At 58.1% G+C, this 25,642-nt stretch carries 26 protein-coding genes; 14 read left to right on the forward strand and 12 right to left on the reverse strand.

What is annotated here, in order from left to right; genetic code table 11:
* Window positions 1-3: 3 nt before the first annotated feature.
* Window positions 4-1,377: a dihydrolipoyl dehydrogenase gene (gene lpdA, locus QOM10_RS18065; RefSeq protein ID WP_316916683.1), complete on the forward strand. Its 1,374-nt coding sequence runs from the start codon at window positions 4-6 to the stop codon at window positions 1,375-1,377.
* 245 nt (window positions 1,378-1,622) lie between these two features.
* A complete protein-coding gene (locus QOM10_RS18070) occupies window positions 1,623-2,642 on the forward strand; it encodes a branched-chain amino acid aminotransferase (RefSeq protein ID WP_008086978.1) in 1,020 nt (339 codons plus the stop codon).
* 251 nt (window positions 2,643-2,893) lie between these two features.
* Here the strand turns inward: QOM10_RS18070 and QOM10_RS18075 are convergent, their stop codons facing one another.
* The 3 genes from QOM10_RS18075 to QOM10_RS18085 form a co-directional block, all read right to left on the reverse strand.
* Window positions 2,894-3,727 carry a TIGR03915 family putative DNA repair protein gene (locus QOM10_RS18075; RefSeq protein WP_127928774.1) on the reverse strand — a complete coding sequence of 278 codons (834 nt, stop codon included), beginning with the start codon at window positions 3,725-3,727 and terminating at the stop codon, window positions 2,894-2,896.
* Window positions 3,724-4,944 (reverse strand): putative DNA modification/repair radical SAM protein, encoded by a 1,221-nt coding sequence (locus QOM10_RS18080; protein ID WP_160040869.1) that lies wholly within the window; start codon window positions 4,942-4,944, stop codon window positions 3,724-3,726. The genes QOM10_RS18075 and QOM10_RS18080 overlap by 4 nt, the downstream gene beginning before the upstream one ends.
* Before the next feature lie 156 nt (window positions 4,945-5,100).
* On the reverse strand, window positions 5,101-5,853 hold the full coding sequence (locus QOM10_RS18085; protein WP_316916684.1) for a helix-turn-helix transcriptional regulator: 753 nt from the start codon (window positions 5,851-5,853) through the stop codon (window positions 5,101-5,103).
* Between the two features lie 79 nt (window positions 5,854-5,932).
* Here QOM10_RS18085 and QOM10_RS18090 point away from each other — a divergent pair, with 79 nt between their 5' ends.
* The gene (locus tag QOM10_RS18090; RefSeq protein ID WP_316916685.1) at window positions 5,933-7,036 is read left to right on the forward strand and encodes a cytochrome P450; all 1,104 of its coding nucleotides are present in this window, start codon (window positions 5,933-5,935) and stop codon (window positions 7,034-7,036) included.
* Window positions 7,037-7,165: 129 nt separating this feature from the next.
* Here the strand turns inward: QOM10_RS18090 and QOM10_RS18095 are convergent, their stop codons facing one another.
* Window positions 7,166-8,485, reverse strand: a complete 1,320-nt coding sequence (locus tag QOM10_RS18095) for an Nramp family divalent metal transporter (RefSeq protein WP_102899284.1) — start codon at window positions 8,483-8,485, stop codon at window positions 7,166-7,168.
* A 72-nt stretch (window positions 8,486-8,557) separates the two neighbouring features.
* The gene (locus QOM10_RS18100; RefSeq protein ID WP_127928783.1) at window positions 8,558-9,094 is read right to left on the reverse strand and encodes a chalcone isomerase family protein; all 537 of its coding nucleotides are present in this window, start codon (window positions 9,092-9,094) and stop codon (window positions 8,558-8,560) included.
* A gap of 147 nt (window positions 9,095-9,241) precedes the next feature.
* Between QOM10_RS18100 and QOM10_RS18105 the strand changes: the two genes are divergently transcribed.
* Entirely contained in the window at window positions 9,242-10,015 is a 774-nt protein-coding gene (locus tag QOM10_RS18105; RefSeq protein WP_316916686.1) for a hypothetical protein, read from the forward strand.
* A gap of 84 nt (window positions 10,016-10,099) precedes the next feature.
* Window positions 10,100-10,657: a hypothetical protein gene (locus QOM10_RS18110; RefSeq protein WP_007915061.1), complete on the forward strand. Its 558-nt coding sequence runs from the start codon at window positions 10,100-10,102 to the stop codon at window positions 10,655-10,657.
* On the opposite strand, the gene QOM10_RS18115 is transcribed toward QOM10_RS18110, so the two are convergent.
* From QOM10_RS18115 to QOM10_RS18130, 4 genes are all read right to left on the reverse strand, one after another.
* Window positions 10,647-11,363 (reverse strand): alpha/beta hydrolase, encoded by a 717-nt coding sequence (locus tag QOM10_RS18115; RefSeq protein ID WP_316916687.1) that lies wholly within the window; start codon window positions 11,361-11,363, stop codon window positions 10,647-10,649. The two genes, QOM10_RS18110 and QOM10_RS18115, sit on opposite strands and share 11 nt — an antisense overlap.
* Window positions 11,364-11,542: 179 nt before the next feature.
* Window positions 11,543-12,655 carry a M14 family metallopeptidase gene (locus QOM10_RS18120; RefSeq protein WP_316916688.1) on the reverse strand — a complete coding sequence of 371 codons (1,113 nt, stop codon included), beginning with the start codon at window positions 12,653-12,655 and terminating at the stop codon, window positions 11,543-11,545.
* Between the two features lie 201 nt (window positions 12,656-12,856).
* Window positions 12,857-13,636 carry an ABC transporter substrate-binding protein gene (locus QOM10_RS18125; RefSeq protein ID WP_095113627.1) on the reverse strand — a complete coding sequence of 260 codons (780 nt, stop codon included), beginning with the start codon at window positions 13,634-13,636 and terminating at the stop codon, window positions 12,857-12,859.
* 267 nt (window positions 13,637-13,903) lie between these two features.
* Window positions 13,904-14,332 carry a rhodanese-like domain-containing protein gene (locus QOM10_RS18130; RefSeq protein ID WP_316916689.1) on the reverse strand — a complete coding sequence of 143 codons (429 nt, stop codon included), beginning with the start codon at window positions 14,330-14,332 and terminating at the stop codon, window positions 13,904-13,906.
* 101 nt (window positions 14,333-14,433) lie between these two features.
* Here QOM10_RS18130 and ftrA point away from each other — a divergent pair, with 101 nt between their 5' ends.
* From ftrA to QOM10_RS18155, 5 genes are all read left to right on the forward strand, one after another.
* Complete coding sequence (gene ftrA / locus QOM10_RS18135) at window positions 14,434-15,408, forward strand: transcriptional regulator FtrA (protein ID WP_316916690.1); 975 nt, start codon at window positions 14,434-14,436, stop codon at window positions 15,406-15,408.
* Between the two features lie 436 nt (window positions 15,409-15,844).
* The gene (locus tag QOM10_RS18140; protein WP_150708858.1) at window positions 15,845-16,225 is read left to right on the forward strand and encodes a DUF6124 family protein; all 381 of its coding nucleotides are present in this window, start codon (window positions 15,845-15,847) and stop codon (window positions 16,223-16,225) included.
* Between the two features lie 2 nt (window positions 16,226-16,227).
* A complete protein-coding gene (locus tag QOM10_RS18145; RefSeq protein WP_150708859.1) occupies window positions 16,228-16,497 on the forward strand; it encodes a hypothetical protein in 270 nt (89 codons plus the stop codon).
* Window positions 16,498-16,803: 306 nt separating this feature from the next.
* On the forward strand, window positions 16,804-18,042 hold the full coding sequence (locus QOM10_RS18150; protein WP_150708860.1) for an S-type pyocin domain-containing protein: 1,239 nt from the start codon (window positions 16,804-16,806) through the stop codon (window positions 18,040-18,042).
* Window positions 18,039-18,374 carry a hypothetical protein gene (locus QOM10_RS18155; protein WP_316916691.1) on the forward strand — a complete coding sequence of 112 codons (336 nt, stop codon included), beginning with the start codon at window positions 18,039-18,041 and terminating at the stop codon, window positions 18,372-18,374. The genes QOM10_RS18150 and QOM10_RS18155 overlap by 4 nt, the downstream gene beginning before the upstream one ends.
* A 60-nt stretch (window positions 18,375-18,434) precedes the next feature.
* On the opposite strand, the gene QOM10_RS18160 is transcribed toward QOM10_RS18155, so the two are convergent.
* Window positions 18,435-18,773, reverse strand: a complete 339-nt coding sequence (locus tag QOM10_RS18160) for an FKBP-type peptidyl-prolyl cis-trans isomerase (protein WP_316916692.1) — start codon at window positions 18,771-18,773, stop codon at window positions 18,435-18,437.
* 163 nt (window positions 18,774-18,936) lie between these two features.
* Between QOM10_RS18160 and QOM10_RS18165 the strand changes: the two genes are divergently transcribed.
* Window positions 18,937-20,013, forward strand: coding sequence for a sensor domain-containing diguanylate cyclase (locus QOM10_RS18165; RefSeq protein WP_316916693.1), 1,077 nt, complete (start codon window positions 18,937-18,939; stop codon window positions 20,011-20,013).
* Window positions 20,014-20,018: 5 nt separating this feature from the next.
* Here the strand turns inward: QOM10_RS18165 and QOM10_RS18170 are convergent, their stop codons facing one another.
* Entirely contained in the window at window positions 20,019-20,483 is a 465-nt protein-coding gene (locus tag QOM10_RS18170; RefSeq protein WP_038365266.1) for a hypothetical protein, read from the reverse strand.
* A gap of 195 nt (window positions 20,484-20,678) precedes the next feature.
* On the opposite strand from QOM10_RS18170, the gene QOM10_RS18175 reads away from it, so the two are divergent.
* Window positions 20,679-22,436 (forward strand): hypothetical protein, encoded by a 1,758-nt coding sequence (locus tag QOM10_RS18175; RefSeq protein ID WP_150730294.1) that lies wholly within the window; start codon window positions 20,679-20,681, stop codon window positions 22,434-22,436.
* Between the two features lie 80 nt (window positions 22,437-22,516).
* Here QOM10_RS18175 and QOM10_RS18180 read toward each other — a convergent pair whose 3' ends face one another.
* Complete coding sequence (locus tag QOM10_RS18180) at window positions 22,517-22,825, reverse strand: RcnB family protein (protein WP_007915043.1); 309 nt, start codon at window positions 22,823-22,825, stop codon at window positions 22,517-22,519.
* 125 nt (window positions 22,826-22,950) lie between these two features.
* On the opposite strand from QOM10_RS18180, the gene QOM10_RS18185 reads away from it, so the two are divergent.
* Both QOM10_RS18185 and QOM10_RS18190 read left to right on the forward strand, forming a co-directional pair.
* Window positions 22,951-23,547, forward strand: coding sequence for a LemA family protein (locus QOM10_RS18185; RefSeq protein ID WP_410479168.1), 597 nt, complete (start codon window positions 22,951-22,953; stop codon window positions 23,545-23,547).
* 22 nt (window positions 23,548-23,569) lie between these two features.
* Window positions 23,570-25,525 carry a M48 family metallopeptidase gene (locus QOM10_RS18190; protein WP_316916694.1) on the forward strand — a complete coding sequence of 652 codons (1,956 nt, stop codon included), beginning with the start codon at window positions 23,570-23,572 and terminating at the stop codon, window positions 25,523-25,525.
* Window positions 25,526-25,642 lie beyond the last annotated feature (117 nt).

Consider the following 25,642-nt stretch of genomic DNA (forward strand, 5'->3'; position numbering starts at 1 on the left):
CGCATGCAATCTCTGAACACTACGCTGCTGATCATCGGCGGCGGCCCCGGCGGTTATGTGACGGCGATCCGCGCCGGCCAACTGGGCATCTCGACGATTCTGGTCGAAGGCCAAGCGCTGGGCGGCACCTGCCTGAACATCGGCTGCATCCCGTCGAAAGCGCTGATCCATGTGGCCGAGCAGTTTCACCAAACGCAGCATCACAGCCAGCATTCGGCGCTGGGCATCAGCGTTGCCGCGCCGACGCTCGATATCACCAAAAGCGTCGAGTGGAAGGACGGCATCGTTGATCGCCTGACCACCGGCGTTGCCGCATTGCTGAAGAAGAACAAGGTTCAGGTCATCAACGGCTGGGCCAAAGTCATCGACGGTAAAACTGTTGACGTCGGCGACACGCGCATCCAGTGCGAGCACTTGGTGCTGGCCACCGGTTCGACCAGCGTCAATCTACCGATTCTGCCGATTGGCGGGCCGATCATCTCTTCCACCGAAGCGCTGGCACCGACATCCGTGCCGAAACGTCTGGTGGTGGTTGGCGGTGGTTACATCGGTCTGGAACTGGGCATTGCTTATCGCAAGCTTGGCGCCGACGTCAGCGTGGTCGAGGCGCAGGATCGCATCCTGCCGGCCTACGACGCGGAACTGACGCAACCGGTACATGACGCACTGAAGCAACTGGGCGTGAAGCTGTACCTCAAGCACAGCGTGCTGGGTTTCGATGGCACCTTGCAGGTGCGCGATCCGGAAGGCGAAACCCTGAATCTGGAAACCGATCAGGTGCTGGTCGCCGTCGGTCGCAAACCGAATACCCAGGGCTGGAACCTTGAAGCGCTGAATCTGGATATGAACAGCTCGGCGATCAAGATCGACAGCCGCTGCCAGACCAGCATGCGCAATGTCTACGCGATTGGCGATTTGAGCGGCGAGCCGATGCTGGCCCACCGCGCCATGGCTCAAGGCGAAATGGTTGCCGAGTTGATCAGCGGCAAAACCCGCGAATTCAACCCGACCGCCATTGCTGCCGTGTGCTTTACCGACCCGGAACTGGTGGTGGTCGGCAAGACTCCGGACGAAGCCAAGGCTGCGGGGCTGGACTGCATTGTTTCCAGCTTCCCGTTCGCCGCCAACGGCCGGGCGATGACGCTGGAATCGAAAAGCGGCTTCGTGCGCGTGGTCGCGCGTCGGGATAACCATGTGATTGTTGGCTGGCAAGCGGTGGGCGTGGGGGTTTCCGAGTTGTCGACGGCGTTTGCGCAAAGCCTGGAAATGGGCGCGCGGCTGGAGGATATCGGCGGCACCATTCATGCGCATCCGACTTTGGGCGAAGCGGTGCAGGAAGCGGCGTTGCGTGCTTTGGGGCATGCGTTGCACCTGTAGCTGCGTTGATCGTTCCCACGCTCTGCGTGGGAATGCAGCCGGGGACGCTCTGCGTCCCAAAAGCCGAACGCGGAGCGTCCGATGAGGCATTCCCACGCAGAGCGTAGGAACGATCAAGCGTGGGAACGATCAGTGGAGCGAATTCCGGCTGCGAAACCGCTCAAGAATGAAGTATTGTTGTGCCCATCCAAAAAACGTCAGAAGCCTTGAACCGTTTCGGCGGTTGTTCAGTGATAGAGGGTGTCATGGGTAACGAAAGCATCAATTGGGACAAGCTGGGTTTTGACTACATCAAGACCGACAAGCGCTATCTGTCGTACTTTCGCGATGGCGAGTGGGACAAAGGCACCCTGACCGAAGATAACGTGCTGCACATCAGCGAAGGCTCGACTGCCCTTCACTATGGCCAGCAGTGCTTCGAAGGCATGAAGGCCTATCGTTGCAAGGACGGCTCGATCAACCTGTTCCGCCCGGACCAGAACGCTCTGCGTATGCAACGCAGCTGCGCGCGTCTGCTGATGCCGACGGTCGACACCGAGCAGTTCATCGAAGCGTGCAAAGCCGTGGTTCGCGCCAACGAGCGCTTCATACCGCCATACGGCACCGGCGGCGCGCTGTACCTGCGCCCGTTCGTGATCGGCGTCGGTGACAACATCGGCGTGCGCACGGCACCCGAGTTCATCTTCTCGATCTTCTGCATCCCGGTCGGCGCCTACTTCAAGGGCGGCCTGACCCCGCACAACTTCCAGATCTCCAGCTACGACCGCGCTGCCCCACAAGGCACCGGCGCAGCCAAGGTCGGTGGCAACTACGCGGCCAGCCTGATGCCGGGCTCGAAAGCCAAGAAAGCCAACTTCGCTGACGCGATCTACCTGGACCCGATGACCCACACCAAGATCGAAGAAGTCGGTTCGGCCAACTTCTTCGGGATCACCCACGACAACAAGTTCATCACCCCGAACTCGCCGTCCGTGCTGCCAGGCATCACCCGCCTGTCGCTGATCGAACTGGCGAAATCGCGTCTGGGCCTGGAAGTGGTTGAAGGCGACGTGCTGATCGACAAACTGTCGGACTTCAAGGAAGCCGGTGCTTGCGGTACGGCTGCGGTGATCACCCCGATCGGCGGTATCAGCTACAACGATCATCTGCATGTGTTCCACAGCGAGACCGAAGTGGGTCCTGTGACCCAGAAGCTCTACAAAGAGCTGACTGGCGTGCAGACCGGCGACATCGAAGCGCCAGCGGGCTGGATCGTCAAGGTTTGATCTGACGCCTGCTGATGTAGAAAAGCCCTCCACCGAGTGATTGGTGGGGGGCTTTTTTGTTTGTGGTTGTTGGTTTTTTTTGTGTAAGGCTGGAGATCTTTTCCCCCTCACCCCAGCCCTCTCCCCCAAGGGGGCGAGGGGGAAAGGGAGCCAATCTTTGTGGTATTCGAAATCTGAGTTCGACGCGGACTTTCAGGTCGATGGATCAAGTCCAAACACCTCGGTCAGTCCCCTCTCCCTCTGGGAGAGGGTTAGGGTGAGGGGCTTTTCAGCGTTATCCGTTTACCAAGTCGCTCAGCAATCCCGCTCGCCTGCCCATTCTGCTGCTTACCCATCCGCGCCTGCGTAATCAATCCGGGAATCAACTCCCCCTCCGGCAAGTTCTTCCAGAACCGCGCCGGCAAATGCCCCTGCATGACCTTCTCGTTCAACCGCGCTGGATTAAAGATGTGGCTGTAATAAGTCAGCCACAGATCCCCATGAGGATCGTCGACATTCTGCGCCAACTGCTGCCATTCCAGCGGGCATTGACGCTGATGGATCAGTTGCTCGCCATCGTAATAAACCCCGTCGCGCGGCGTGGCGATCAACCAGCGATGACGGCCCATTCGCCCGATGAAATGCTCACTGGCGCTGTGCAAAATGTCATGGGCCGGTTCATGCCAAGCCACATATTGCGGACCCGCGCTGGATGAAGGGCGTTCGATGAAGCGCACAAACGCATGCAGATGATGGGCTTCGCGATTGACTTGTTTGATCCGTCGCTGCAGTTCACTGCCGAGTTTGTCCCCGGCCATCATCGCCGTGCGATCGCCATGGCTAACGCGCCACAACACTTCATACAACAGGCTCCAGCGTTGATCGCCGCGATAGCGCGAGGCTTGCTCAAGTGTGTCGAGCAACGCTCGCGGAATGCGCGCCTGAAACGGCCCCTGCCCCTCAGGAACCGGCTCATCATTGGCAAACAGATCACCGACACCTTCCAAGGCCCAGCTCACCAGACTCGGATCAACTTCATGGCTCAGCAGCCAGCGCGCCTGCTGGCGCCAAGTGTCGAACAGATCATCGCAATCGAGATTGATCATCCCCACAGCCCCATCTGCTGCGGCATCGGCCGGTCGCGCAGTTGCTGATAGAGCAAATGGCTGGTGACCTCGGCCTGCTGCGGGTGGTAGTCGCTGGTGATGATGAACGGCTTGGCCTTGGCCAGCACGCAGCGCATACGCGCGACGTCTTCGTAGCGGATTCGCCGCTGTCGGCGCAGCTCGACCAGACGTTCGGTGGTGCGCAGGCCGATACCGGGAATACGCGCGATCAGAGACGCTTCGGCACGGTTCAGATCCAGCGGGAACACTTCACGATTCTGCAACGCCCAAGCCAGTTTCGGGTCGATGTCCAACGCCAGATTGCCCGGGCCCTTGAGCAACTCATCGGCGCTGTAGCCGTAGCTGCGCAGGAGAAAATCGGCCTGATACAAACGGTGTTCACGCATCAGCGGCGGCGCAGCGAGAGGCACGCTTTTCGGGCTGTCGGGGATCGGGCTGAAGGCCGAATAGTAGACCCGGCGCAGACGGAAGTTGCCGTACAAGGCCTGGGCGCTGTGGAGGATGGTGCTGTCATCGGTGTCGTCGGCGCCGACAATCAACTGCGTGCTCTGCCCGGCCGGGGCGAACTTCGCCGAGCGCGGTTCGTTCAAAACCGTCTGCACGCCGGTGTAGATGGTGTTCATCGCCTGTTTGATCGAGGTGATGTCCTTTTCCGGCGCCAGCACTTGCAGGCTGGCATCGGTCGGCAATTCGATGTTGACGCTCAGGCGATCCGCATAACGCCCCGCCTCTTCGATCAATGCCGGATCGGCTTCGGGAATGGTCTTGAGATGGATGTACCCGCGAAACTCATGCTCTTCGCGCAGCAGCTTCGCCACCCGCACCAGTTGCTCCATGGTGTAGTCCGCCGAACGAATGATCCCCGAACTGAGGAACAATCCGCTGACGCAGTTACGCCGGTAGAAATCCATGGTCAGCGCCACGACTTCTTCGGGGGTGAAACGGGCACGCGGGACATCACTGGAGCGGCGATTGACGCAGTACTGGCAATCGTAAAGACAGAAATTGGTCAGCAGAATCTTCAACAACGACACGCAGCGGCCGTCCGGCGTGTAGCTGTGGCAGATGCCCATGCCATCGGTCGAGCCCAACCCGCTCTTGCCCTCGGAGCTACGCTTGGGCGCACCGCTGCTCGCGCAGGAGGCGTCGTACTTGGCGGCGTCGGCGAGGATGCTCAGCTTGTCGATGATTTGCATGGCGCGGGCTCTTTACTGTTTGCATATACAGTATAGGGTCGTCTGCGGTGATACAAGGTGGCAGATGCGCCCCTCGTCGGTCAGAAGCTGAAAATCAAAAGATCGCAGCCTTCGGCAGCGCCTACAGGAGTCGCGTACACCCGATAAATCTCAACCCTACCCAATCCATGTAGGAGCTGCCGAAGGCTGCGATCCTTTGATCTTGTGGTTTTCAATCGGCAACTCAACACCAAACCGCGCACCAATCTCCTTGCGCCCCACCGCCGTCAACGCCAACGCCCGACTGTCCAGATCCTGGGTCACCCACTTGCGCTTCAACGCGGTCTGCAACAGCGCCGCCCCCAGTGATCCACCAAGATGCGGCCGGCGCATGCTCCAGTCCAGGCACGGGCAGGCAAATTTGCGGCGCAGGGTCGTCAAATCCTCCACTTCGATGCCCAGACCGAGAAACAACGCCTCGCCCGTCTCACTCAAGCGATATGCCTGCTCGTCGGTTGCCACCAGCCAACCGCCTGCGATCAAACGGTCATGCAGCAACACCGCCAGCGTCCCGGCCATGTGGTCGTAGCAAGTGCGGGCGAATTGCAGGCGATCCGGAGTGTGCGCCTTGAACGTCGGCGCGGCGTTCTGGCCGATCACCATCAACGCTTCCAGCGCCTGCGCCACCCGCTGATCGGCGAGGCTGTAATAGCGATGGCGGCCCTGCACATGCAGGCGCACCAGGGCCAGGTCCTTGAGTTTCGCCAGGTGCACGCTGGCGGTCGAGGCGCTGACTTCGGCGATCGTCGCCAGCTCCGTGCTGGTGCGGGCGTGGCCGTCCATCAGCGAACAGAGGATTTTGGTTCGCGCCGGTTCGGCGATGGCGGCGGCCACCTGCGATACACCGATGTCTTGATGTTCTGCGTGCATAGTTCGCTCCCGGACGAATCGTCGTCGTTGCGCAGTGGAGATAGTAGCAACACTTTCCCTGCCGACAAGGATGCAAACCATGAACCCGATCAGCGCCACAACGCATGCCGATCCTTATCCCTACTACGCCGAACTGCGCGCAGCAGGTGGACTGACGTTTCATCCGGATCTGAAACTGTGGGTCGCCAGCAGCGCCCGTGCGGTGTGTGCGGTGTTGGCCCACGCTGATTGCCGGGTGCGTCCGGCGCAGGAGCCCGTGCCCAAAGCGATTGCCGGCAGGATGGCCGGCAAAGTCTTTGGCCAACTGATGCGGATGAATGAAGGTGAACGCCAGCGCTGTCCGCGTTCGGCGATCGAGCCTGAGCTGGCAGCGCTGGACCTTGAGACGATCAATGCTTTGGTCGCCGCACGGCTGATCACAGCGGACGCCGACGGTGTGTACAAGGCAATGTTTCGTGGCCCGGTGTGCGTGGTCGCGGCGCTTTTGGGATTCACGCCGGCGCAGGCGGGGGCAGTCAGCGAGCTGACGGCGGACTTCGTCGCTTGCCTGTCACCGTTGAGCGATGACCTGCAATTGGCCGCAGCGGATGCAGCGGCCGAACAACTGCGCGGCTACTTCATCGAATTACTCGCCGAACCCGCCAACGACTTCCTAAGCGCGATCCAGCAGCGCTTTGCCGGCGATGCAGACACCTTGATCGCCAACCTGATCGGCCTCTGTTCGCAGACGTTCGAAGCCTGCGCTGGGCTGATCGGCAACACGCTGTTGGCGTTACGTCGTCAGCCGGCGTTGCGCGGCGAATCCATCGAAGCACTGCTTGGCGAAGTCCAGCGCTTCGACCCGTCCGTGCAGAACACCCGACGCTTTGTCGCCGCGCCCTGCGAGATTGCTGGTGTGCGGGTCGAAGCAGGTGATGTGATTCTGGTTTTACTGGCCTCCGCCAATCGTGATCCGGCGCTTAACGCACAGCCTGAGCAGTTTCTGGTGCAGCGCGAGAACCGCCGCAGTTTCAGTTTCGGCAGTGGTCGGCACGAGTGTCCGGGGCAAGCGTTGGCGATGAGTATTGCCGGGGCGACGGTGCGGGAAGTACTCAAAAACGGCACCGATCTGAATCGCCTGAACTGGCACTACAAGCCTTCGCTCAATGGGCGCATTCCAATATTTAGCGATGTCGGCGCCTGAAACTCCGCATTCGCGAGCAGGCTCGCTCCCACATTAGCTATCGGTGATCACAATAGTGTGCACACCCGATAACCCTGTGGGAGCGAGCCTGCTCGCGAAGAGGCCAGCCCAGTCACTACAAATGCTGGCTCAAGCCGCCCACTGCAAAATCAACCAGCTGTTAGCGCCACTGATCACCACAAACAACCCCCACGCCAATACCCGGGTTGGCCAGCGATTCACAAACGGCCCCATCAGCTGTTTGTCGTTGGTCATGCGAATCAATGGATACAGGGCAAACGGCAGTTGCAGACTGAGCACCACCTGACTCAGCACCAGCAACTTGCCAATCGCGTTATCGCCCATCAGCCACACGCCGATAAACGCCGGAATCAACGCCAGTCCGCGAGTAATCAAGCGGCGCTGCCAGCACGGAATCCGCAGGTTCAGGTAACCCTCCATGATCACCTGGCCGGCGATGGTGCCAGTGAAGGTCGAACTCTGCCCCGACGCCAGTAACGCCACGCCGAACAACACGCTGGCCAGCGCACCGCCGACCAGCGGATCGAGCAAGTGGTAGGCGTCCTGAATGTCCACCACGTCGGTGTGCCCGGACTGGTGAAACGCCGCCGCCGCGAGAATCAGGATCGCCGCGTTGACCAGCAACGCCAGGGCCAGCGAACCGATGGTGTCGATGCGTGCCAGTTTCACCGCGTCCTGCTTGCTCGCCAGATCCTTGCCGATCATCCGCGTCTGCACGATCGAGGTATGCAGATAGAGGTTATGGGGCATCACCGTCGCGCCGAGAATACCGATGGCCAGGTACAACGGCGCCGCTTCACCAATTGCCGCCAGCGACGGTTTGAAACCTTGGGCGACGTCGGGCCAGTAGGGTTTGATCAGCAACAGTTCAACGAAGAAACACACGCCAATGGTCGCGACCAACACCAGCATGATCGCCTCAAGCCTGCGGAAACCGCGATTTTGCAGGGCCAGCACCAGCAAGGTGTCGAACGCCGTCAGGGCAATGCCGAAGGTCAGCGAACAGCCGAGCAATAAATGAAACGCCAGCGCACAGCCGAGCACTTCGGCCAGATCGGTGGCGATGATCGAGATTTCCGCCAACACCCACTGCAGGCGCGCGGTCGGTGTGCTGTAGCGCTCACGGGACAGCTGCGCCAGATCGCGCCCGGTGGCAATGCCCAACCGCGAACACAGGCATTGCACGACCATGCCCGCCAGACTCGCCAGCAACACCACAAACAACAGGCTGTAACCAAAGCGTGAACCGGCCTCGATGGCGGTGGCCCAGTTGCCCGGGTCCATGTAACCGATCGACACCAGCAACCCGGGACCGGCGAAACGCAGCACGCGTTTGAAGAACGACGCATTGGGATCAACCGCAACACTGCCAGCCACTTCCGGCGGACAAAACGGCGCGGTGGCGATTTTGGGCAAACTGAATTTCACACACACATCCAGAAACAAGTCGGAAAGACGCAGCTTAGAGGTTTCAGCCTGAGCCTTGAAGCGCAAAAGAATCTATCGACTCACCCCCAACAACTGTTCGCGCAACTCCGGACTGCGCGTGCGCGGATCGAGCCAGATATCGAAAAACGCGCGGGCAAACAGCGGGTCATCGATCTCATGCTGCAACTGCTGACCGACAAAAAACCGCGCGCCCTGCCCCGGCAGATAGACGCCGGTAATGCGCGTGCCGGCTTGCACATCGACGAACGATTGCTGCATCTGGATCTGCCAACCGGCCAATTGCGCCGGGCTGACGCGGCCATCGGCCAGGCGTTTGATTTCGTCGACGCTGGCCTTGACCAGATCGTCGCGGGAAATGCTGCGGCGGTAGATCAACTCCAGCGCAAACGGCTGGCCCTCGGCCAAGGGCCGCGCGGCACTCCACAGGCGCGCGTTGTAGACATCGAAACCGAACACACTGTAATCGCCGGTACCGATGATCTGCGCGCCGGGCACGGCGTCCTGCCAATTGGCCCAGGTTGGCGTCAGCAATAGCGCCCACAAGCCGATGCCGCAACATCCCCGTAACACCTTGGGTGTTCTGTTCATCGCGGTATCGACTCCGGCAAGCCCTGATAGTCAAAGCATAGCCGGGTATCGCCGTCAGCACTTTGTATACAAAATCTGCGCACATAGGCAGCAATCGCCGATCGACAATGCTAACGTGGCGAACCTTCAACGGATGGAGACTCCTGCGTGCTGATCCTCAAACTGCTGCTCATTCCCGGTTTTCTGCTGCTGATTTCCCTGGCGGGCAAACGCTGGGGGCCAAGCGTGGCCGGGTGGCTGTCGGGATTGCCGGTGGTGGTCGGGCCGATTCTGTTTTTCCTCGCCATCGAGCAGGGTCCCTGGTTTGCCGCGCAATCAGCGGTGGCGGCGTTATCGGCGATGTTCGCGATGATTGCGTTCTGCATCACCTACGCGCAGGTCGCGCAACGAGCGGCTTGGCCGCTGGCGCTGACGGCGTCGCTGTCGGTGTGGGCCGTGATCGCTTGGGTGTTGTCACTGATTCCGGCGTCGCTGCCGTTTTCGATGGTGGCGGCGGCGATTGCGTTGCTGGCATCGCCTTATCTGTTTCCCACGGTGCAACCGGTGTTGAACGGCCCGGCGCCGAAGTCGGACAGACTGATCTGGCGGATGATCGCCGGCGCCGCGTTGACGCTGGTGGTGACGATGCTCGCCAGCACCGTCGGCGAGCGCTGGAGCGGTTTGCTCGCGGTGTTCCCGGTGCTCGGCAGCGTGATGGCGGTGTTCTCGCAACAGACGCGCGGCCCGGCATTTACCGCCGCATTGTTACGGGCGACGGCGACCGGCATGTATTCGTTTTCGACGTTTTGTCTGGTCTCGGCGCTGACCTTGCCAAGCATGGGCCTGAGCGGATTTGCCGTCGGTGTCGCGGTGTCGGTGGCCATGCTCGGCGTGACCAAACGCCTGTTGGCCCGTCCGTTGGCGAAAGCGCAGGCGCAGTAACCGCTCGGATGATTCGCGCTGGAACGCCCGCCCCCCTCCGTGGGATGATCGCCCGCCTCGCGCGACCATCCCACGGAGATTTACATGTCATTGTTGAGCAAAAAAGCCGTCGTCCTGCTGGTGGCGGCCCTCGCCGGTTTCGGCGCCCTCCACGCGCAAGCGGCCAAGAAAAATGCCGGCACCGAGAAAGTCTCGATGCTCGATGGCAAGTTCACGTTTGTGCTGCCAAAAGGTTTCGTCGCCGACCCGCTGCCGACCAGCCCGAGCGGGACCACGGGCACGATGTACACCAACGAGGCCACAAAAACCGTGGTCATTACCGCTGAAAACAAGATTCCCGAAGGCCAGCACGTCAAGGACAACGACGGGCAGTTCCTCGACGGCAGCGTGTCGAGCTTCATCGAAGACCAACGCAAGGCCCTGCCGGACTTCAACAAACTCAGCGAGAAGAGCCTGACCCAGAAAGGCACCGGCCTTGGCCTGCGTCAGGTCGACAGCACCGCCACCCAGGGCGGTGGCCAGACCCTCAACACCACGCTGATGGCCGGCTCCGGCACGAAGATGGCGCTGGTGCAGGTGATCTCCCGCGCCAGCGACAAGAAAGGTCACGACGCCCTGGTGAAAACCATCCTCAAGGATTGAGCTGCTGCAGCCATCCATTCAAGTCGCGCAGCTCGGCCGCACTGATACTGTGGCCGACGCCGGGATAGGCATGGAACTGCGGTTTATAACCGAGTTTCTGTAACTGAGCGTTGGCCTCGGTGCCGTTCTTATACGGCACCGGATCATCGGCGGTGCCGTGGCCGATAAAGATGTTCAGCGGCAACGGCTGCTGTTCGCTTTTGAGTTCAGCCTTCAACACTGGCAATAAACGCCCGCTCAATGCCGCAATCCCACCGACCGCCACTGGCGGCCGCAACCCCACTTCGTAGGTCATCATCGCGCCCTGGCTGAAGCCGATCAGGTACACCTTGTCCGGGGTGGTGTGATATTTCTGCGCTGCTTGCGCGATAAAGTCGCGCAGCTTCTGGCCACTGACCTTCAGATCATCGGTCTCGCCGTTGTAGGCGCCTTCACCCTTCTTGCGAAACCACTGGAAACGTCCTTCACCGAGTGACAACGGTGCCTGAACCGACAGGTAGTTGTATTGCGCCGGCAGCTGAAATTTCATGCCGATCAGATCGGCCTCGTTACTGCCGTAGCCGTGCAGGAAAATCACCAGCGGCCGCGCCTCGGCGTCGGCGTGCACCTGTTCGATGTACTTGAGCGGCAGATCGGATTGCAGCGTGGTTTGCGCCTGCACGGCGGTGGACGCCAGCAGGGTCAACAGAGCAAAGACCTTCAACATAGAGCCTTCCTTCACGGAGAGTCGGGTTCGGGGGGAGCCTAACATCCTGCGGCGTGGATCAACATGTTGGGTGCTGCTGATGGCCCCTTCGCGAGCAGGCTCGCTCCCACAGGGGAACGCATTTCAAAGGTGGGAGCGAGCCTGCTCGCGAAAGGGCCGGTGAATCCAGTGAAGATCTATTAATCGTTAGTCAATTTGCCCGTCCGAAACGCCACCCGCCCCGCCACTTTCGCCTGCCAGATCCCCGGCTCGGTATAACGCCCACGATCAAGCGCAAACAACACCCCACTGGTGCCCGCGCGCACGGTGGTCACGCGATCCTGCAACGGATCCACCACCTCAAACAACGCATCACCCTGCTCCACCCACTCGCCGGCATTGCGCAGGAAACTGACCACACCATGGTGCGGCGCGAACAGGTATTCGGTGCCCTCGAACGGCAGGCCTTCGCAGCACTCGCTCGGCGCCGCCGGCCATTCGCCACTGATGAAACTCTGCTCCGCGAGGAAACCGAGGATCGCCTCACAATTGGCCTGCGCCTGATCGACCCGGGTGTCGCCCATGCTGCCCAGTTCCAGCGTGGTCGCGAGGTTCGCCGCCGGAATTGCAGCATTGGGAAATGCCCGCGCCAGACGCAACCACGGCGTCGAGCAGGATTCATCGAACGAGCTGCCGCCGGAATCTTCACACAACAATGCCACGCCGGCCTTCAAACGTGCCGCCAATGATTGCCACTGTGGCCAGTGCTGCGGCAGCGCGTACAAATGAATTGCCGCGTCGAAATCACAATGCAGATCGAGGGTGATGTCGGCATCGCAGGCATGCCGCAACAGCAAACGATGCAACGCCTCCAGTTGCGAGGCCGGCGCCGGCAGCTCATCGAACACCTGGCCCATGGTTTGGCGGATCAGCGCAACGTTGGCCTCGGCATCCGCGCCCAGACGCTCACCGATCAACGCCCCAACCGGTGCGCTAAGTTCCACGAAGGCACGGTTGAAATTCTTGCCGCTGCCCAGTTCGAAGCGGCCCATGTGCGCACCTTGCACGTGTTGATCGAGGCCGATCGGGTTGGCCACTGGCACCAGCTCGATCACGCCCTGCAACCGGCCTTGCTGTTCCAGCTCATTGAGGCGTTGCTTGAGTTCCCACGCGGTGCGCATGCCCGGCAGTTCATCGGCGTGCAGGCTGGCCTGGATGTACACCTTGCGGGCGCCCGCGCCATAGCGAAACACGCTGAGCGAGCGCTCGCTGCCCAAGTGGCTCCAGGGCAGAACATGGTCGATGCGTTGCATGGGAAAATCTCCTCAATTTCCGGATCACACTGATCCCCTGTGGGAGCGAGCCTGCTCGCGAAGGCGGTGTGCCAGACAACAAAGATGTTGAATGTTAAACCGCTTTCGCGAGCAGGCTCGCTCCCACAAGGTTCTGTGGTTTTATCAGAGCGCAAAAAAAGTGGCCACCGCGCAAACGGGGCCACTTTTTTCTACGGCGTATTAATGGCCGTACACATCAAAGTCGAAGTACTTGTCCTGGACTTTCTTGTACTCGCCATTGGCGCGGATTTCGCTGATGGCTTTGTTGAATTGCTCGGCCAGCGCGGTATCGCCCTTGCGCACCGCGATGCCGGCGCCGCCGCCGAAGTACTTGGCGTCTTCGTAGGTCGGGCCAACGAATTCAAAACCTTTGCCGGCGTCGGTTTTCAGGAAACCATCGCTGAGGTTGACCGAGTCGGCCAGCATCGCGTCGATACGCCCGGAAACCATGTCAAGGTTGGCTTCCTGTTGCGAGCCGTAACGCACCAGGTCGATCCCGGCCGGAACCAGCACTTCGGTGGCGTAACGGTCGTGGGTGCTGGCACGCAGCACGCCGACTTTCTTGCCCTTGAGCTCGGTCAGCGGGTCTTTGACACCGGAGCCTTCCTTCATCACGAAGCGCGCCGGCGTGTGGTAGTACTTGATGGTGAAATCGACGTTTTTCTTGCGGTCATCAGTGATGGTCATCGACGACAGGATCGCGTCGATCTTCTTCACTTTCAGCGCCGGGATCAGGCCATCGAATTCCTGCTCGACCCAGGTGCATTTGACTTTCATCTGCGCGCACAGCGCATCGCCGATGTCGACGTCGAAACCGGTGAGTTTGCCGTCAGGGGTTTTCATCGAGAATGGCGGGTAACCGGCTTCGATACCGATGCGGATCGGCTTGGCGTCTTCGGCCACAGCGGTCAGGGACAACATCGACAGTGCCAGAGCACCGAACATCACTAGCTTCTTCATTTATAACTCCTGTGGGCGGAGGCTTTTATTGGCAGCTTTCGATTCAGCGTTCGGTCATGGCCAATTGGCCACAAACACCGAAGTGGCCGGCAGTCTATGGCGGCGCGCACAGGGTAAATTGTGTTTAAGCGACAAATACTTATGAAAGATCGGCGCACCGATTGACCGGGGTCAACGGGTGCGCCGTCGTGGTGCAAAGGCTGTAGGACAAGCGCATTTCCAGCGCAGAAAATCGCTGATTTCCCTGCGGCAGCTCCTACAAGGGGATCAGCATTCGCAGCCGATGGCGGTTTTGGCGGCTTGTTCAACGCTCAGTTGAAAACCTTCATCCAGCCATCCGGTCACGCCGCCGATCATCTCCTTGACCGGATAACCCAGTGCCGCCAGTTTCACCGCCGCCTTGTTCGCGCCGTTGCAGTGCGGGCCGGCGCAATAGACCACGAACAGCGTGGTTTTCGGGTAGCTGGCCAGTTCAACCGCCGTCAGCAACCGGTTCGGAATATTGACCGCGCCCGGCACATGCCCGCGCTCAAAGGCCAGCGGGCCGCGAACGTCGACCAGGACAAAATCGATCTCGCCAGCCTCCTGGCTACTGAAGACGTCGGAACAATCGGTCTCGAAAGTCAGACGATTACTGAAGTGCATCAGGGCGATCGCCGACGGTGCCGCAGGGATGTCGCGAACCAGACTGACCATGGGTGTTGCTCCTTTATCTGAACGGGTGTGAGCAGACTTTATCGAGCGGCCGCTTGCGGCTACAGTGGCGCACAAGACACTCACCGGGAATTTTCCGCCAAATGCCGACATCACCAGGTCTGGTCGCGATTCTGGCCTACGACGGCCTTTGCACATTCGAGTTCGGCATCGCCGTGGAGGTCTTTGGCCTGACCCGGCCGGAGTTCGATTTCCCGTGGTACTCCCACGCCATTGCGGCGGCCGATCAAGGTCCGATGCGCGCTTTGGGCGGCATTCAAGTGCTGGCCGATGGCGGTCTGGAATTGTTGGCCGAGGCGCGCACCATCATCATTCCCGGCTGGCGCGATCGCAACGCGGCGGTGCCGGATGAACTGCTCGATGCATTGCGTCAGGCCCATGCCCGGGGTGCGCGATTGCTGTCGATCTGCTCCGGTGTATTTGTGCTGGCGGCCACCGGCCTGCTCGACGGCCACTGCGCCACAACCCATTGGCGTTACACGGCGGAACTGGCGCAGCGCTTCCCGGCGATTGCCGTCGATGCCGATGTGCTTTATGTCGATTCCGGTCAGTTGATCACCTCGGCCGGCAGCGCTGCCGGGATCGATGCCTGCCTGCATCTGGTGGCGCGGGACTTCGGCACGCAAGTCGCCAACTCGGTGGCGCGGCGCCTGGTGATGTCGCCGCAGCGTACTGGCGGTCAGGCGCAGTTCATTCCGACCCCGGTCAGCCCGACGCCGCGCAACGATCTGTCGCGGGTGATGCAATGGGCGCGCGAGCGTTTGCATGAACCGCTGGAAGTGCGCGATCTGGCCAGTGAAGCGGCGATGAGTGAGCGCACGTTTCTGCGGCGTTTTATCGAGGCCAGTGGGCAGTCGCCGAAGGCGTGGTTGCAGCATGAACGGTTGGCGCGGGCGCGGGAGTTGCTGGAGAGTACGCCGCATAATACCGAGCAGATTGCCGAGCGTTGTGGCTATCGGTCGGTGGAGAGTTTTCGTGTGGCGTTTCGCGGGGTGGTGGGGGTGCCGCCGTCGGTATATCGGGAGCGGTTTGGGCGGGGCGTGAGGGTTGAATCCTGAGGTGATTTTGAAGGTGCCTTCGCGAGCAGGCTCGCTCCCACAGTTTGGAATGCATTCCCCCTGTGGGAGCGAGCCTGCTCGCGAAGGCGCCCAGTCAAACGCAGCATCATTTAGACATCAGCCACAAGGCTACAGCGCCTTGCGCCTTTGCCTACAACTACGCCAGAATCCGCCGGCTTGTGCGGCTTGGGGGCTGCCGGTAACTTGGTTCGCGTCACTGAATGTTCAGTGATCGGGTTTAGTCGCTCGGTGTTTTCTCAAGTTCGCAAACTGTTATTCAGTCTGGCATTCCATGCCTGCACTCAATGGCGGCTGTGCGCAGGGCGCTTTCGAGCGCGCCGGTAATGCTTGGGATGCCGGTCGACTAACCTGCGTATAGCTGCCACCTAATGTTTAGTCGCAGAACGGTGTCAGCCTCATTGAGGTTCCCCAGCATATGTTCAAAATTACGCCAAATCCGCCCGAAACAGACGCGGAAGTTGATCAAAATCCAACGTCCCCCTATTCCGAACCGGGCTCCAGAAAACTCCACGAAGCCGCCGAACGCGCCCTCGATCACTATCTGAAACCCACGCCGCCGTCACCACCGCGCAGACCCAGCACCATGTTCCTCGTCGACCCCAACACCGGCGCCGAAGACCTCATGGCCCACGCCTGCGAATCCATGGCCTCGGCCAGCGTCATGCTCAGCGACTTCGCCGCCCTGCTCGACTCGCCCTACCGCAACACCGTGCTAGGCATCCAGCAAGTGGTCATGCTCGGCGAACTCGCGGTCAACCGCGCCCTCGACAAAATCGAACCTGCACTGAGGCAATAACCATGACCCACAAAACAGATGCACAAGTCGTCGCGGCACTGGTGGCCATGGGTTTCAACGAGCGGGACGGACGCTGGGCACAGAACACCTGCCTGGTGCTGTTCGAAAGCGAACGCGAATCCATCGTCGCCTCCGCCGTCACCGTCCTTCCCCAACTCGATGAACTGGAAATCGACGCCGTGCTACCCGCACTGCGCCGCGTGACCCGCCGGTTCCCCTCACTGCAAAGAACCGTGGCCGACACCCTGGCCGAAATGGCACACGCAGCCTGATTGACCGCGTGATCGCTCTTCGCGAGCAGGCTCGCTCCCACACTAGATCTGCGGTGTACTCAAATCCCATGAGCATCCGCGATCAACTGTAGGAGTGAGCCTGCTCGCGATGGCTTTCTTTCTGCTAACAGATATCTGAAAACCAGACCATAGGAAGGCCCGAGCGAGTTGGCGTACCTGCCGATGTATCAATCCTGACTTTTTACACTTGTAACAACTGTCGCAATTTCAGACCCGTCCTACATCTATAAAACGCCCTTTCATTTAGCGTCCGCGTCGTTTTCTGACGATAGAACAAGGACGCTCATGGTGCGTAAGACAGACAGACCTCGAGTTCAAAATCCACCGGCCGGTGACGGACACTACATCACTAGCCGCTACATGACCGACAGCGAGTTGGCAGAGCGGGAAGCTAGACAAACAGCCTATGACGACATGCTTGCCAGACAGCAAGCCTACGAAAATAGCCTAATCAAACAGCCACAACAGCCAATGCCGGATGCAAAAGGTTGCGTGTTCGCTAAAAGCTGCCAACTTCCGGATGGTGTAATCAACCATGTCAGTAGTACCGGATTTATTCCGGTCGAGAAGTTGGCTGATTTTGGAGAGTTGTCTTTGCTGGGCGGCCGCGAACGAGACACTGCTGGGAACATCCCTCTGAAAAAAGTAGGAGGCCGTAATTTTCCCGCTGAGGCAGGAACGCTTCTGTTAGCTACGACTGCCACTGCAAGCCCAGGCGCAAGTGCGGTGAGTGGTGCAAGTGCAGTGACGGGAGGTGTTGTCGCTGGTGCATTGCTCGGCATGGTTGCTCTGCTTTGGCCTTCGAGTTTGGGCGACAGCTCGCTATACACAGAAGAACAACTTAAGTCGCTTGAGAAAGGTCGCACTCGTGTCCGATTGCGTTTAGAACAACAGGCCGACGGCACCTTGAAAGGATATGGGTACAACACCCAGACGCGCAGCGATTGGGAGATGATTCCTGTCGTACGGTTCGTGAAGCAAGGCACCCATCAAGTCGCAGATTTCGGTAATGGCGCAAAATTGATCTGGACACCCGCCGTAGACCCCACCAAGACAACGGTAATTCCACCGTTGGAAAGCACACCACGAATACCCCAAATTTGGATTTACCCGCCGACTGAGCAAGCAGACAAGATCATCGTTAATCCGGTTTACCCGCCTGAGTACCGCGATTTCATCTTGGTTTTTCCTGCAAACTCAGGAATTAGACCCCTTTATATAGTTTTGGCGCTTGAGTTCGATGCAGCCAGTTATCACGGCAAAACGGATACATCCATCAAAAGTAAAGGACCGACCAATGGTCAAGAAGCGTTAGAAAACTCAGTTCAGGTCAAACCTACATCACCACGCAGAATCGGAATTGATCCAGAAACCAACGAGCTAGTCGTTTTTGATCGAACAGGTGGAGAGGTCTATCACGGCCACGTAAGGCCATGGGATAAACTTCACCAAGATATGAAAAATGCGCTGATCAAGGCTAAAAAAGTAGACAACAAAGGCAGAATCCTGGGAGATACAAAGTGAGCCTCATCTATCAAGATCCATCCATAAGCCATGACGAGGCCATAAGACTCCTTGGCAGCGACACGGATGCAAACGTAATCGCCGCACTCGTATCCATTGGCCTGAATGAAACCGATAGAAACTGGGCTCAGGACATCTGCCTGAAACACCTCACCAGCAAAACCGAAGCAATTGTGGCCGCTGCGGCTACTGCACTCGGGCACATCGCTCGCCGACATGGCGAAGTGGATACAGAAACTGTTTTTTCGGCACTTGAGTCAGCTAGGCAAACGCACCCTTCCCTGCAAGGAATCATCGAAGACACGCTTGACGATATAGACGTATTCACCTGATCCAACCTGACGGCATTTGGATGAAGTAACGGACTTCATCCAAATCGTCGCCCCCCCACCTCAATCCTCCCGCGTCAGCACTTCCATCAACTCAATCTCAAACACCAGATTCGAATTCGGCGGAATCTTGCCCATCGTCCGTTCGCCGTATCCCAAATGCGCCGGCACCAGCAATTTGCGCTTGCCCCCCACCTGCATCCCCATCAAGCCCTGATCCCAACCCTTGATCACCCGCCCGGTGCCAATCACGCACTGGAAAGGTTTGCCTCGGCTGTAGGAAGAATCGAACTCGCTGCCGTCTTCCAGCCAGCCGGTGTATTGGGTGGTGATCAGTGCGCCTTTGACGGCGGCTTTGCCTTCGCCGACCTGAAGATCGATTACCTGCAGTTCATCATTCATAACATTCACTCTATTGTTCAGCCGGCCGCCGTTTTCCCAGAAATGCCGGTGATTGGCAACCTGCCAGCGCAGATCAACGTGGTATCGGAACTGAGTATTGAAGCATTAACATAGCCAACCGCCACTACCCCACGGATCGACCCGCCATGCTGGCAGCGCCCGAATGACTCTGTTCTGGATCAGCCTTGCCGTCGGCGCGATCATGCTCGCCATCATCGCTCTGCTGCTGTGGCGCGAACGCGGTTTGCGCAGGCAGCTCGCGCAGTACCGTGATCTGCTGACACGGGCCGCCGAGGGCCGAAACCTTCAGCCGGACGGCGATGTCGAGCGCTTCAAGCGCAGCCAGTACTTTGCGCGCATCGGTACGTGGGACTGGGAAGTCGACACGGACCGGCTGTACTGGTCGGATGCGATTTACGGCATGTTCGGCTTCAAGATCGGCGAGATTACGCCGTCCTATGCGCTGTTCTGCTCCTGCGTCCATCCGGACGACCGCACCAAGGTGCGCGAAGGCGAACTGCGCTGCCTGGAGACTGGCGAAAACCACGACGAGGAATACCGCGTGGTCTGGCCCGACGGCACCATTCGTTGGTTACGGGAAACCGGCAACGTGGTGCGCAACGACCACGACGCGGTGGTGAAAATGATGGGTGTGGTGCGCGACATCACCGAAGAAAAAGCCTCGGCCAGCTACCTGCAACACCTCGCCCACTTCGATCCGCTGACCGGCCTGCCCAATCGCCTGGTACTGGAGCAACGCTTGTCCGAAGCGCTGGATCACGCGCGGCAGACCGAGACCCGCGTCGCACTGGTATTCATCGATCTCAACGGTTTCAAAACCATCAACGACCGCTACGGCCATGCCGCCGGCGACCGCGTGCTGATCACCATGGCAACACGGTTGAAACGCATCCTGCGCGCTACCGATACCGTCGCGCGCATTGGCGGCGATGAGTTTGTGGTGATCCTGCAAGGCCTGGCACCGAGCCTGAGTTTGCAGGACGAAGCCCGCAGCATCTGCCAGAAAATCTTCATCGAACTGTCGCCTCCGATCAGCATCGGCAACGACCAGCGCCACATCGGCACCAGCCTTGGGGTCGCGGTGTTTCCGGATCATGCGACAGCCATGGACCGCCTGCTGCACATTGCCGATCTGGCGATGTATGAGGCCAAGCGCAGTGGCAATAATCAGTATCGACTGGGGGGTGGGCAGGTGATGAATCAGGTTCGGGTCGAGTAGCTCGATCAGTCCGCAGGCAGGCCAAACGGAACCCCATTGAAGGTATGCGTGCAGCAACGGCAATGAGGTTTCATATCCTCGGCAGTCAACTGCGGGTTGACGATTTGCAGCTGCTTTTGCCCATCGACGAACAGGCCGTTGAAGTAGGCCGACTCGCCCAGTCGCACAATGTCCTCGCGATCCTCTTCATGGATGGCAACCATCCAGAACACAGGCTCTGGCCGATCAAGGCGAGATACCGCTTCGCTGAAAATCTCATCCCAATGACCGCCGACGCGAGATAACAGGAAACGAAACAACGGCGTGTAGTCGTAGCCGTGGTGTTTGATGCCATGCATAGAGCCGCGCGTGGCCTCGCTGCGGCTTTGTGCTTTGGTGTTTCGTTGGTCGCGGTAGTGCCCGCCTGGGTTGTTGCGCCAGACATTGTGGGCGGTGGTGTTTTCTTTGCGATACAGCGGTTTCTTTTCCAACGTGTTGCTCCTGAGTTCATGGGGTCTCCACGCACTCTACTATTTACCAGATCAATGCTCGATTACGATGTTTCTTCCATGACCTACTGCTACTCTCTGGCAATCTTTTTTAAAGCCAGTCGCTCAGGATTACAAAAACTGCCGTGAGCACCTATAAAATCTTCTGAAATGATACCCGTGACAAGGACTCACACAATGCTCTTTGATCAAGTTGACACCGCCCTCCTGCATTTCCTTCAAAACCCTATCAGAAACATTGATTACCTGGATAAAAAATGCGCCGACCCAAGTTGGTATGTTCGTACAGCGCATCGCATCCCTTTGATTCGCAAGCTACTGACAAACGAACAACTTAAATCACTGATCGGGCATCAACTCTTAAAAAACCTGCGCCAAATAAAAAGGTCAGCAAAAGAAACCTTGAAGCCTCACCCGGAACTGACAGGCAAAAACAACATCGACCTTTTCATGTCGACACTCAACCAATACTTCAATATAGAAATATGCTCCACCCTTCTCAAGACTGCCCCTCCAGAATTCTACACCTCTATAGATCTTTATCGGAAACAGGCTCTGTTCGGAAAGCTTGAATACAATTGTAACCGCGCATCCGAAAACCTTGAACTTGATGAATCCTACATTTATTCAATTCTAAAAAACCCAGAACTCTGGAAAACCTACTATTTAAGTGAAACCTATTTCCTGCTGACTCTCGACTTGATGCAAGCCTCCTATAGCGGTGACGAAATCCTGATTAAACCCACACCAAAACTGCAATCCAGCTTGCGCCAACGGTGGCTTGCGGAAACTTCAGAATTCCACTCAATCATCAGCGATCTGGTACTCCTGAATCATTATCGAGAAATTATTGATCAAGGCAAATTCCTGTCCTTTAGTGACAGGGACGCCTTGACAGACTACTTCCTGGATAAATGCCTTTCCATCCATGTAGGTTTTCTCTCGCCTGCGCTAAAGAACAATAGCCGTTATCATTACCTGCGAGACATAGTTTTTGTTGCAGCCTTCCTTGAGATTCGAGCGCTACAAGGTCACTCAAGGACTCATTACGCAGCCTTCTCAGGCTACATCAACCCCGCTTCACTCAGTTACATGAACAGCGCTTTGTCCAGCGAAGATTTACCGAAAGCGGACTCGGCACAAAGCTTTATCGCCGTACAAGGCAGTGAATACATTCACGGCCCGTTAAAACTAAAATACGGACTAAAAAAACTGGTAGGTTTACTACTGGGAAATATAAAAGACCCGAAAAACCCTCATGACGTAAAGAGTCTATTTGGCAACAACTTCGAACAGGAACACATGATTGATTACATACAAAGCATCAATGGCAACAGATACATTGTGCACCCAGGCTTCAAAGCCGGCACAAACGCAAAAATAAAGAAATATGACATCGACCTTGTCATCGAGGACTCCCACCACAATACATTTTATTTTATCCAGGCAAAATATCGCCTAAGTGATCAACCGACCTTCTTGAGCGAACAATATGAAGTCATGCAAAAAGACGACTTCCACAAAGGTTATGCACTGCAACTACTCTCACTCAAAAATAATCTCGCAGACAAAAGCATACGAGACAAATTAAATGGCCTGAGACTGTCGGCCGCCACCGAAAAAAACAGTCACTTCATTCTTCTGCACAACATGCCATTCCTAAATTTCCATCAAATCCACGGCATATATTTTTACGAGTGGAATCTCTTCAGGAATTTACTGAAAAACGGAAAGATCCACGTCAATCAAAATCTACAGATAAAAGAAGAATACACGTTAACCGACGAACAGCTCTGCGAACCTGATCGAATCGTAGATGCGTATTTTGGTGAAAGTGCCAGCGGACGGCAAAATACAATCAATTACTTACTTTATCTGAAAACCCAAGTCACCTATCGCCTTGGTCATCTAAAAATCCGCAGCGATATCATATGAGCAATTGAGTGAATGGCCGAAGACCAACCCCTGAACTGGCTGGTCATCAGCTCGAGTGAAGTGCTGGACGATGGTTCGACCTAGCGCTCGACCGGTTTCATCTCGACAATCGTCCCGTTTGTGATCATCACCATGACGTACTGGTCATTGATCTGCACCCACTGCGCTTGCGGCTCGGGTTGTTTCAGACCTTTCTGTTTCCAATTGGTGATGGCTTTTTCGCTGCGCTGATAAATATCCGGGGCGCGGTCGTTGACCTTCAGTTCGCGGTCGCTGACCGGGGATTGCACGGCCTGTTCATTTGAGGTTTGCGCCGCTTGAACAAGTGGGCTGATCCCGGCAATGCCGGCGACGAGGGCCAGGCTGGCGATTAGGGTTTTGCTGTTCATCGGTGAACCTCCTGTGGTGTGTGCTACCTGAACTCGGACTACCGGGTTCGGGAATCATTCCTTGTTTTTTTGCATTTGCGCTAACATGCCGCGCCCCATTCCACCGTGTGAACAAGGACATCACCGTGAACAGCACCCTCGTCATCCTTTTGGTCGTTGGCGGCCTCCTCGCCCTCTATGCCATCTTCCTTTTCAACAGCCTCGTCGCTCGACGCAATCAAATCAAAAACGCCTTCGCGCAACTCGAAGTGCAACTCAAGCGCCGCTATGACCTGATACCCAATCTGGTGGCCACCGCCAAGGGTTATATGGCCCACGAGCGCGAAACGCTGGAGGCGGTGATTGCCGCGCGCAACAACGCCGTCGCCGGTCTTCAGGCCGCTCAGGCGCAGCCGGACAATGCCCAGAGCATCGCGCAACTGGGCCAGGCCGACAGTGCGCTGAGCAATGCCATGGGCCGGCTGAATGTAACGGTCGAAGCGTACCCGGAACTCAAAGCGTCGCAAAACATGCAGCAACTGAGTGAAGAGCTGAGCAGCACCGAAAACAAAGTCAGTTTTGCCCGCCAGGCTTACAACGATGCAGTGATGACCTACAACACGCTTAAGCAAAGTTTCCCGGCAGCCCTGCTCGCCCCGCTATTCGGCCATGGTGCCGATGCCTCGGAGTTGACGTTCGCTGATAGCGCGGCCATTCAGGAAGCGCCAAAGGTTTCGTTCTGACCCTCAGCCAACGGATGGCAACATGAATTTCTTTGAACAACAGCGCCGGGCCAAGCGCCGCACCGTGTACCTTATTTTCTTGATGTTCATGGCGGTGCTCAGTCTGATCGCCGTGTCGTGTGTGCTGATGACCATTCCTGTCGAGGATGGCAGCGGTAAAGTCCTGATGGATCTGGAACTCGACCGGCAACTGGTCATGACCGTGTCAGCCGTGGTCGTCGGCATCGTGCTGCTGGGCAGTCTGTCCAAACTCTTGGAGTTGTCAGAAGGCGGCAAAGTGGTTGCGCGGCGCCTCGAAGGACGCGTGATCAACCACAGCGCGCAAACGCTGGAAGAGCAGCGATTGATGAACGTGGTGGAAGAAATGGCCATCGCCTCCGGCACCGCCGTGCCCTCGGTGTACTTGCTGCCCGATCTGGGCATCAACGCCTTCGCGGCGGGACTCACGCCACAGGACGCCGTCATCGGCGTCACTCAGGGCGCAATTAATGTGCTGACCCGTGAAGAGCTGCAAGGGGTGATCGCCCATGAGTTCAGTCATATCTATAACGGTGACATGCGCCTCAACACGCGCCTGATTGCCATCGTCCACGGGATCATGGTTCTCGGGTTGACCGGCAGCTATATCCTGGAAGGCACCGAGCAGGTCGGCAAAACCCCGCTGCAGCGCAGCAAGTTCGTCGCGATACCGATGTTGATTGGTTTTGTACTGTTGTTTGTGGGTATCGCGGGGACGATTTTTGGCAATATGATCAAATCTGCAATCAGTCGACAGCGTGAATTCCTCGCCGATGCAACGGCGGTGCAATACACACGCAACCCGCAAAGCATCGCCGGTGCGTTGAAGAAAATTGGCGGTTATGAACTGGGCGCAAGCATCCGTTCCGCACGCGCGGAAGAATACAGCCATTTGTATTTCGGACCGGGTTACTCGAGCACCGACTCGACGGCTTCCCATCCGGATTTGAATGAGCGGATTCGTCGGGTCGATGCGCAATGGGATGGCAGCTTCATCAAAGTGGCGGCGCCGCCCACAGATGCACAACCTTCGGTCGCTCTGCCTGTGCCCGATGCATTCGGCGGCATCCCCGCTGCGGCCAAGTCGGTGCTCTACGACATGAATGCAGTCCAGGCCTCCGTGGCGGCCATTGGCGCCCCGCAGCCAGAACATCTGCTGGAAGCTCGCCGCGTGCTGGAAGACATTCCGCACACGCTCAAAAGCGCAGCACGCAATATTGAAGGCGCCCAGGCCATTGTGTATGGGCTGCTGCTGTCGCGTTCAACCTCCCTGCTGGGCATGCAAGTCGAGTTACTGAAGTCGGAAATCGACGCCACGGTATTCGACTATTTGAGTCAGCTTCGTGAACCGCTGTCGTCGCTGAGTCCCGGCCTGCGCCTGCCGTTGCTGGATCTGGCCATCCCGAGTCTGCGAGAGCTTGGCAAAAAGCCTTTTGCCAAGGTCAAGCACAACCTGAATTTGCTGATCGAAGCGGACAACGAAACAGAGTTGCTGGAGTGGACGCTGTTGCGCATCGTCGAGCGCAATGTTGAAGGCGCGGCACCGGTGCAGTTCAAATTCGGGCTGTTCCAGTGCGCCGAAGAACTCATGGCACTGTTATCCGCAATGGCCCGAGCCGGACAGGACAATCTATCGGCAGCGTCGCAGGCCATTCAGTTTGCCTGGCAAGGTCTTGCGTTCGAACAGCCCGAGGAAATGCGCGCCGAACTTGAAGATCTGGTGGGGCTGGAAGCGGCGATCAAGCGCCTGCGCCATCTCATGCCAGAGGAACGTCCCGCACTGCTCGATGCCATGACCCGCTGCGTGATGCACGATGGCGTGATCACCGTGGCTGAAGCCGAACTGTTTCGCGCCGTCGCGGACTTGCTCGACTGCCCGCTGCCACCATTGCTTGCCGCACACGCCGAAATGGCTGACAGCACCCGTGACACTGCTCACCATGCAGTTGCAACGTCCTGAGTTTGCAGGTGCGACAAAACCTGTGGGAGCGAGCCTGCTCGCGAAGGGGCCGGCACATTCAACATCTTCATTGTTTGGGCCACCGCTTTCGCGAGCAGGCTCGCTCCCACAATGGTC

It is taken from the genome of Pseudomonas sp. P108, assembly GCF_032613195.1.
Taxonomy (GTDB): domain Bacteria; phylum Pseudomonadota; class Gammaproteobacteria; order Pseudomonadales; family Pseudomonadaceae; genus Aquipseudomonas.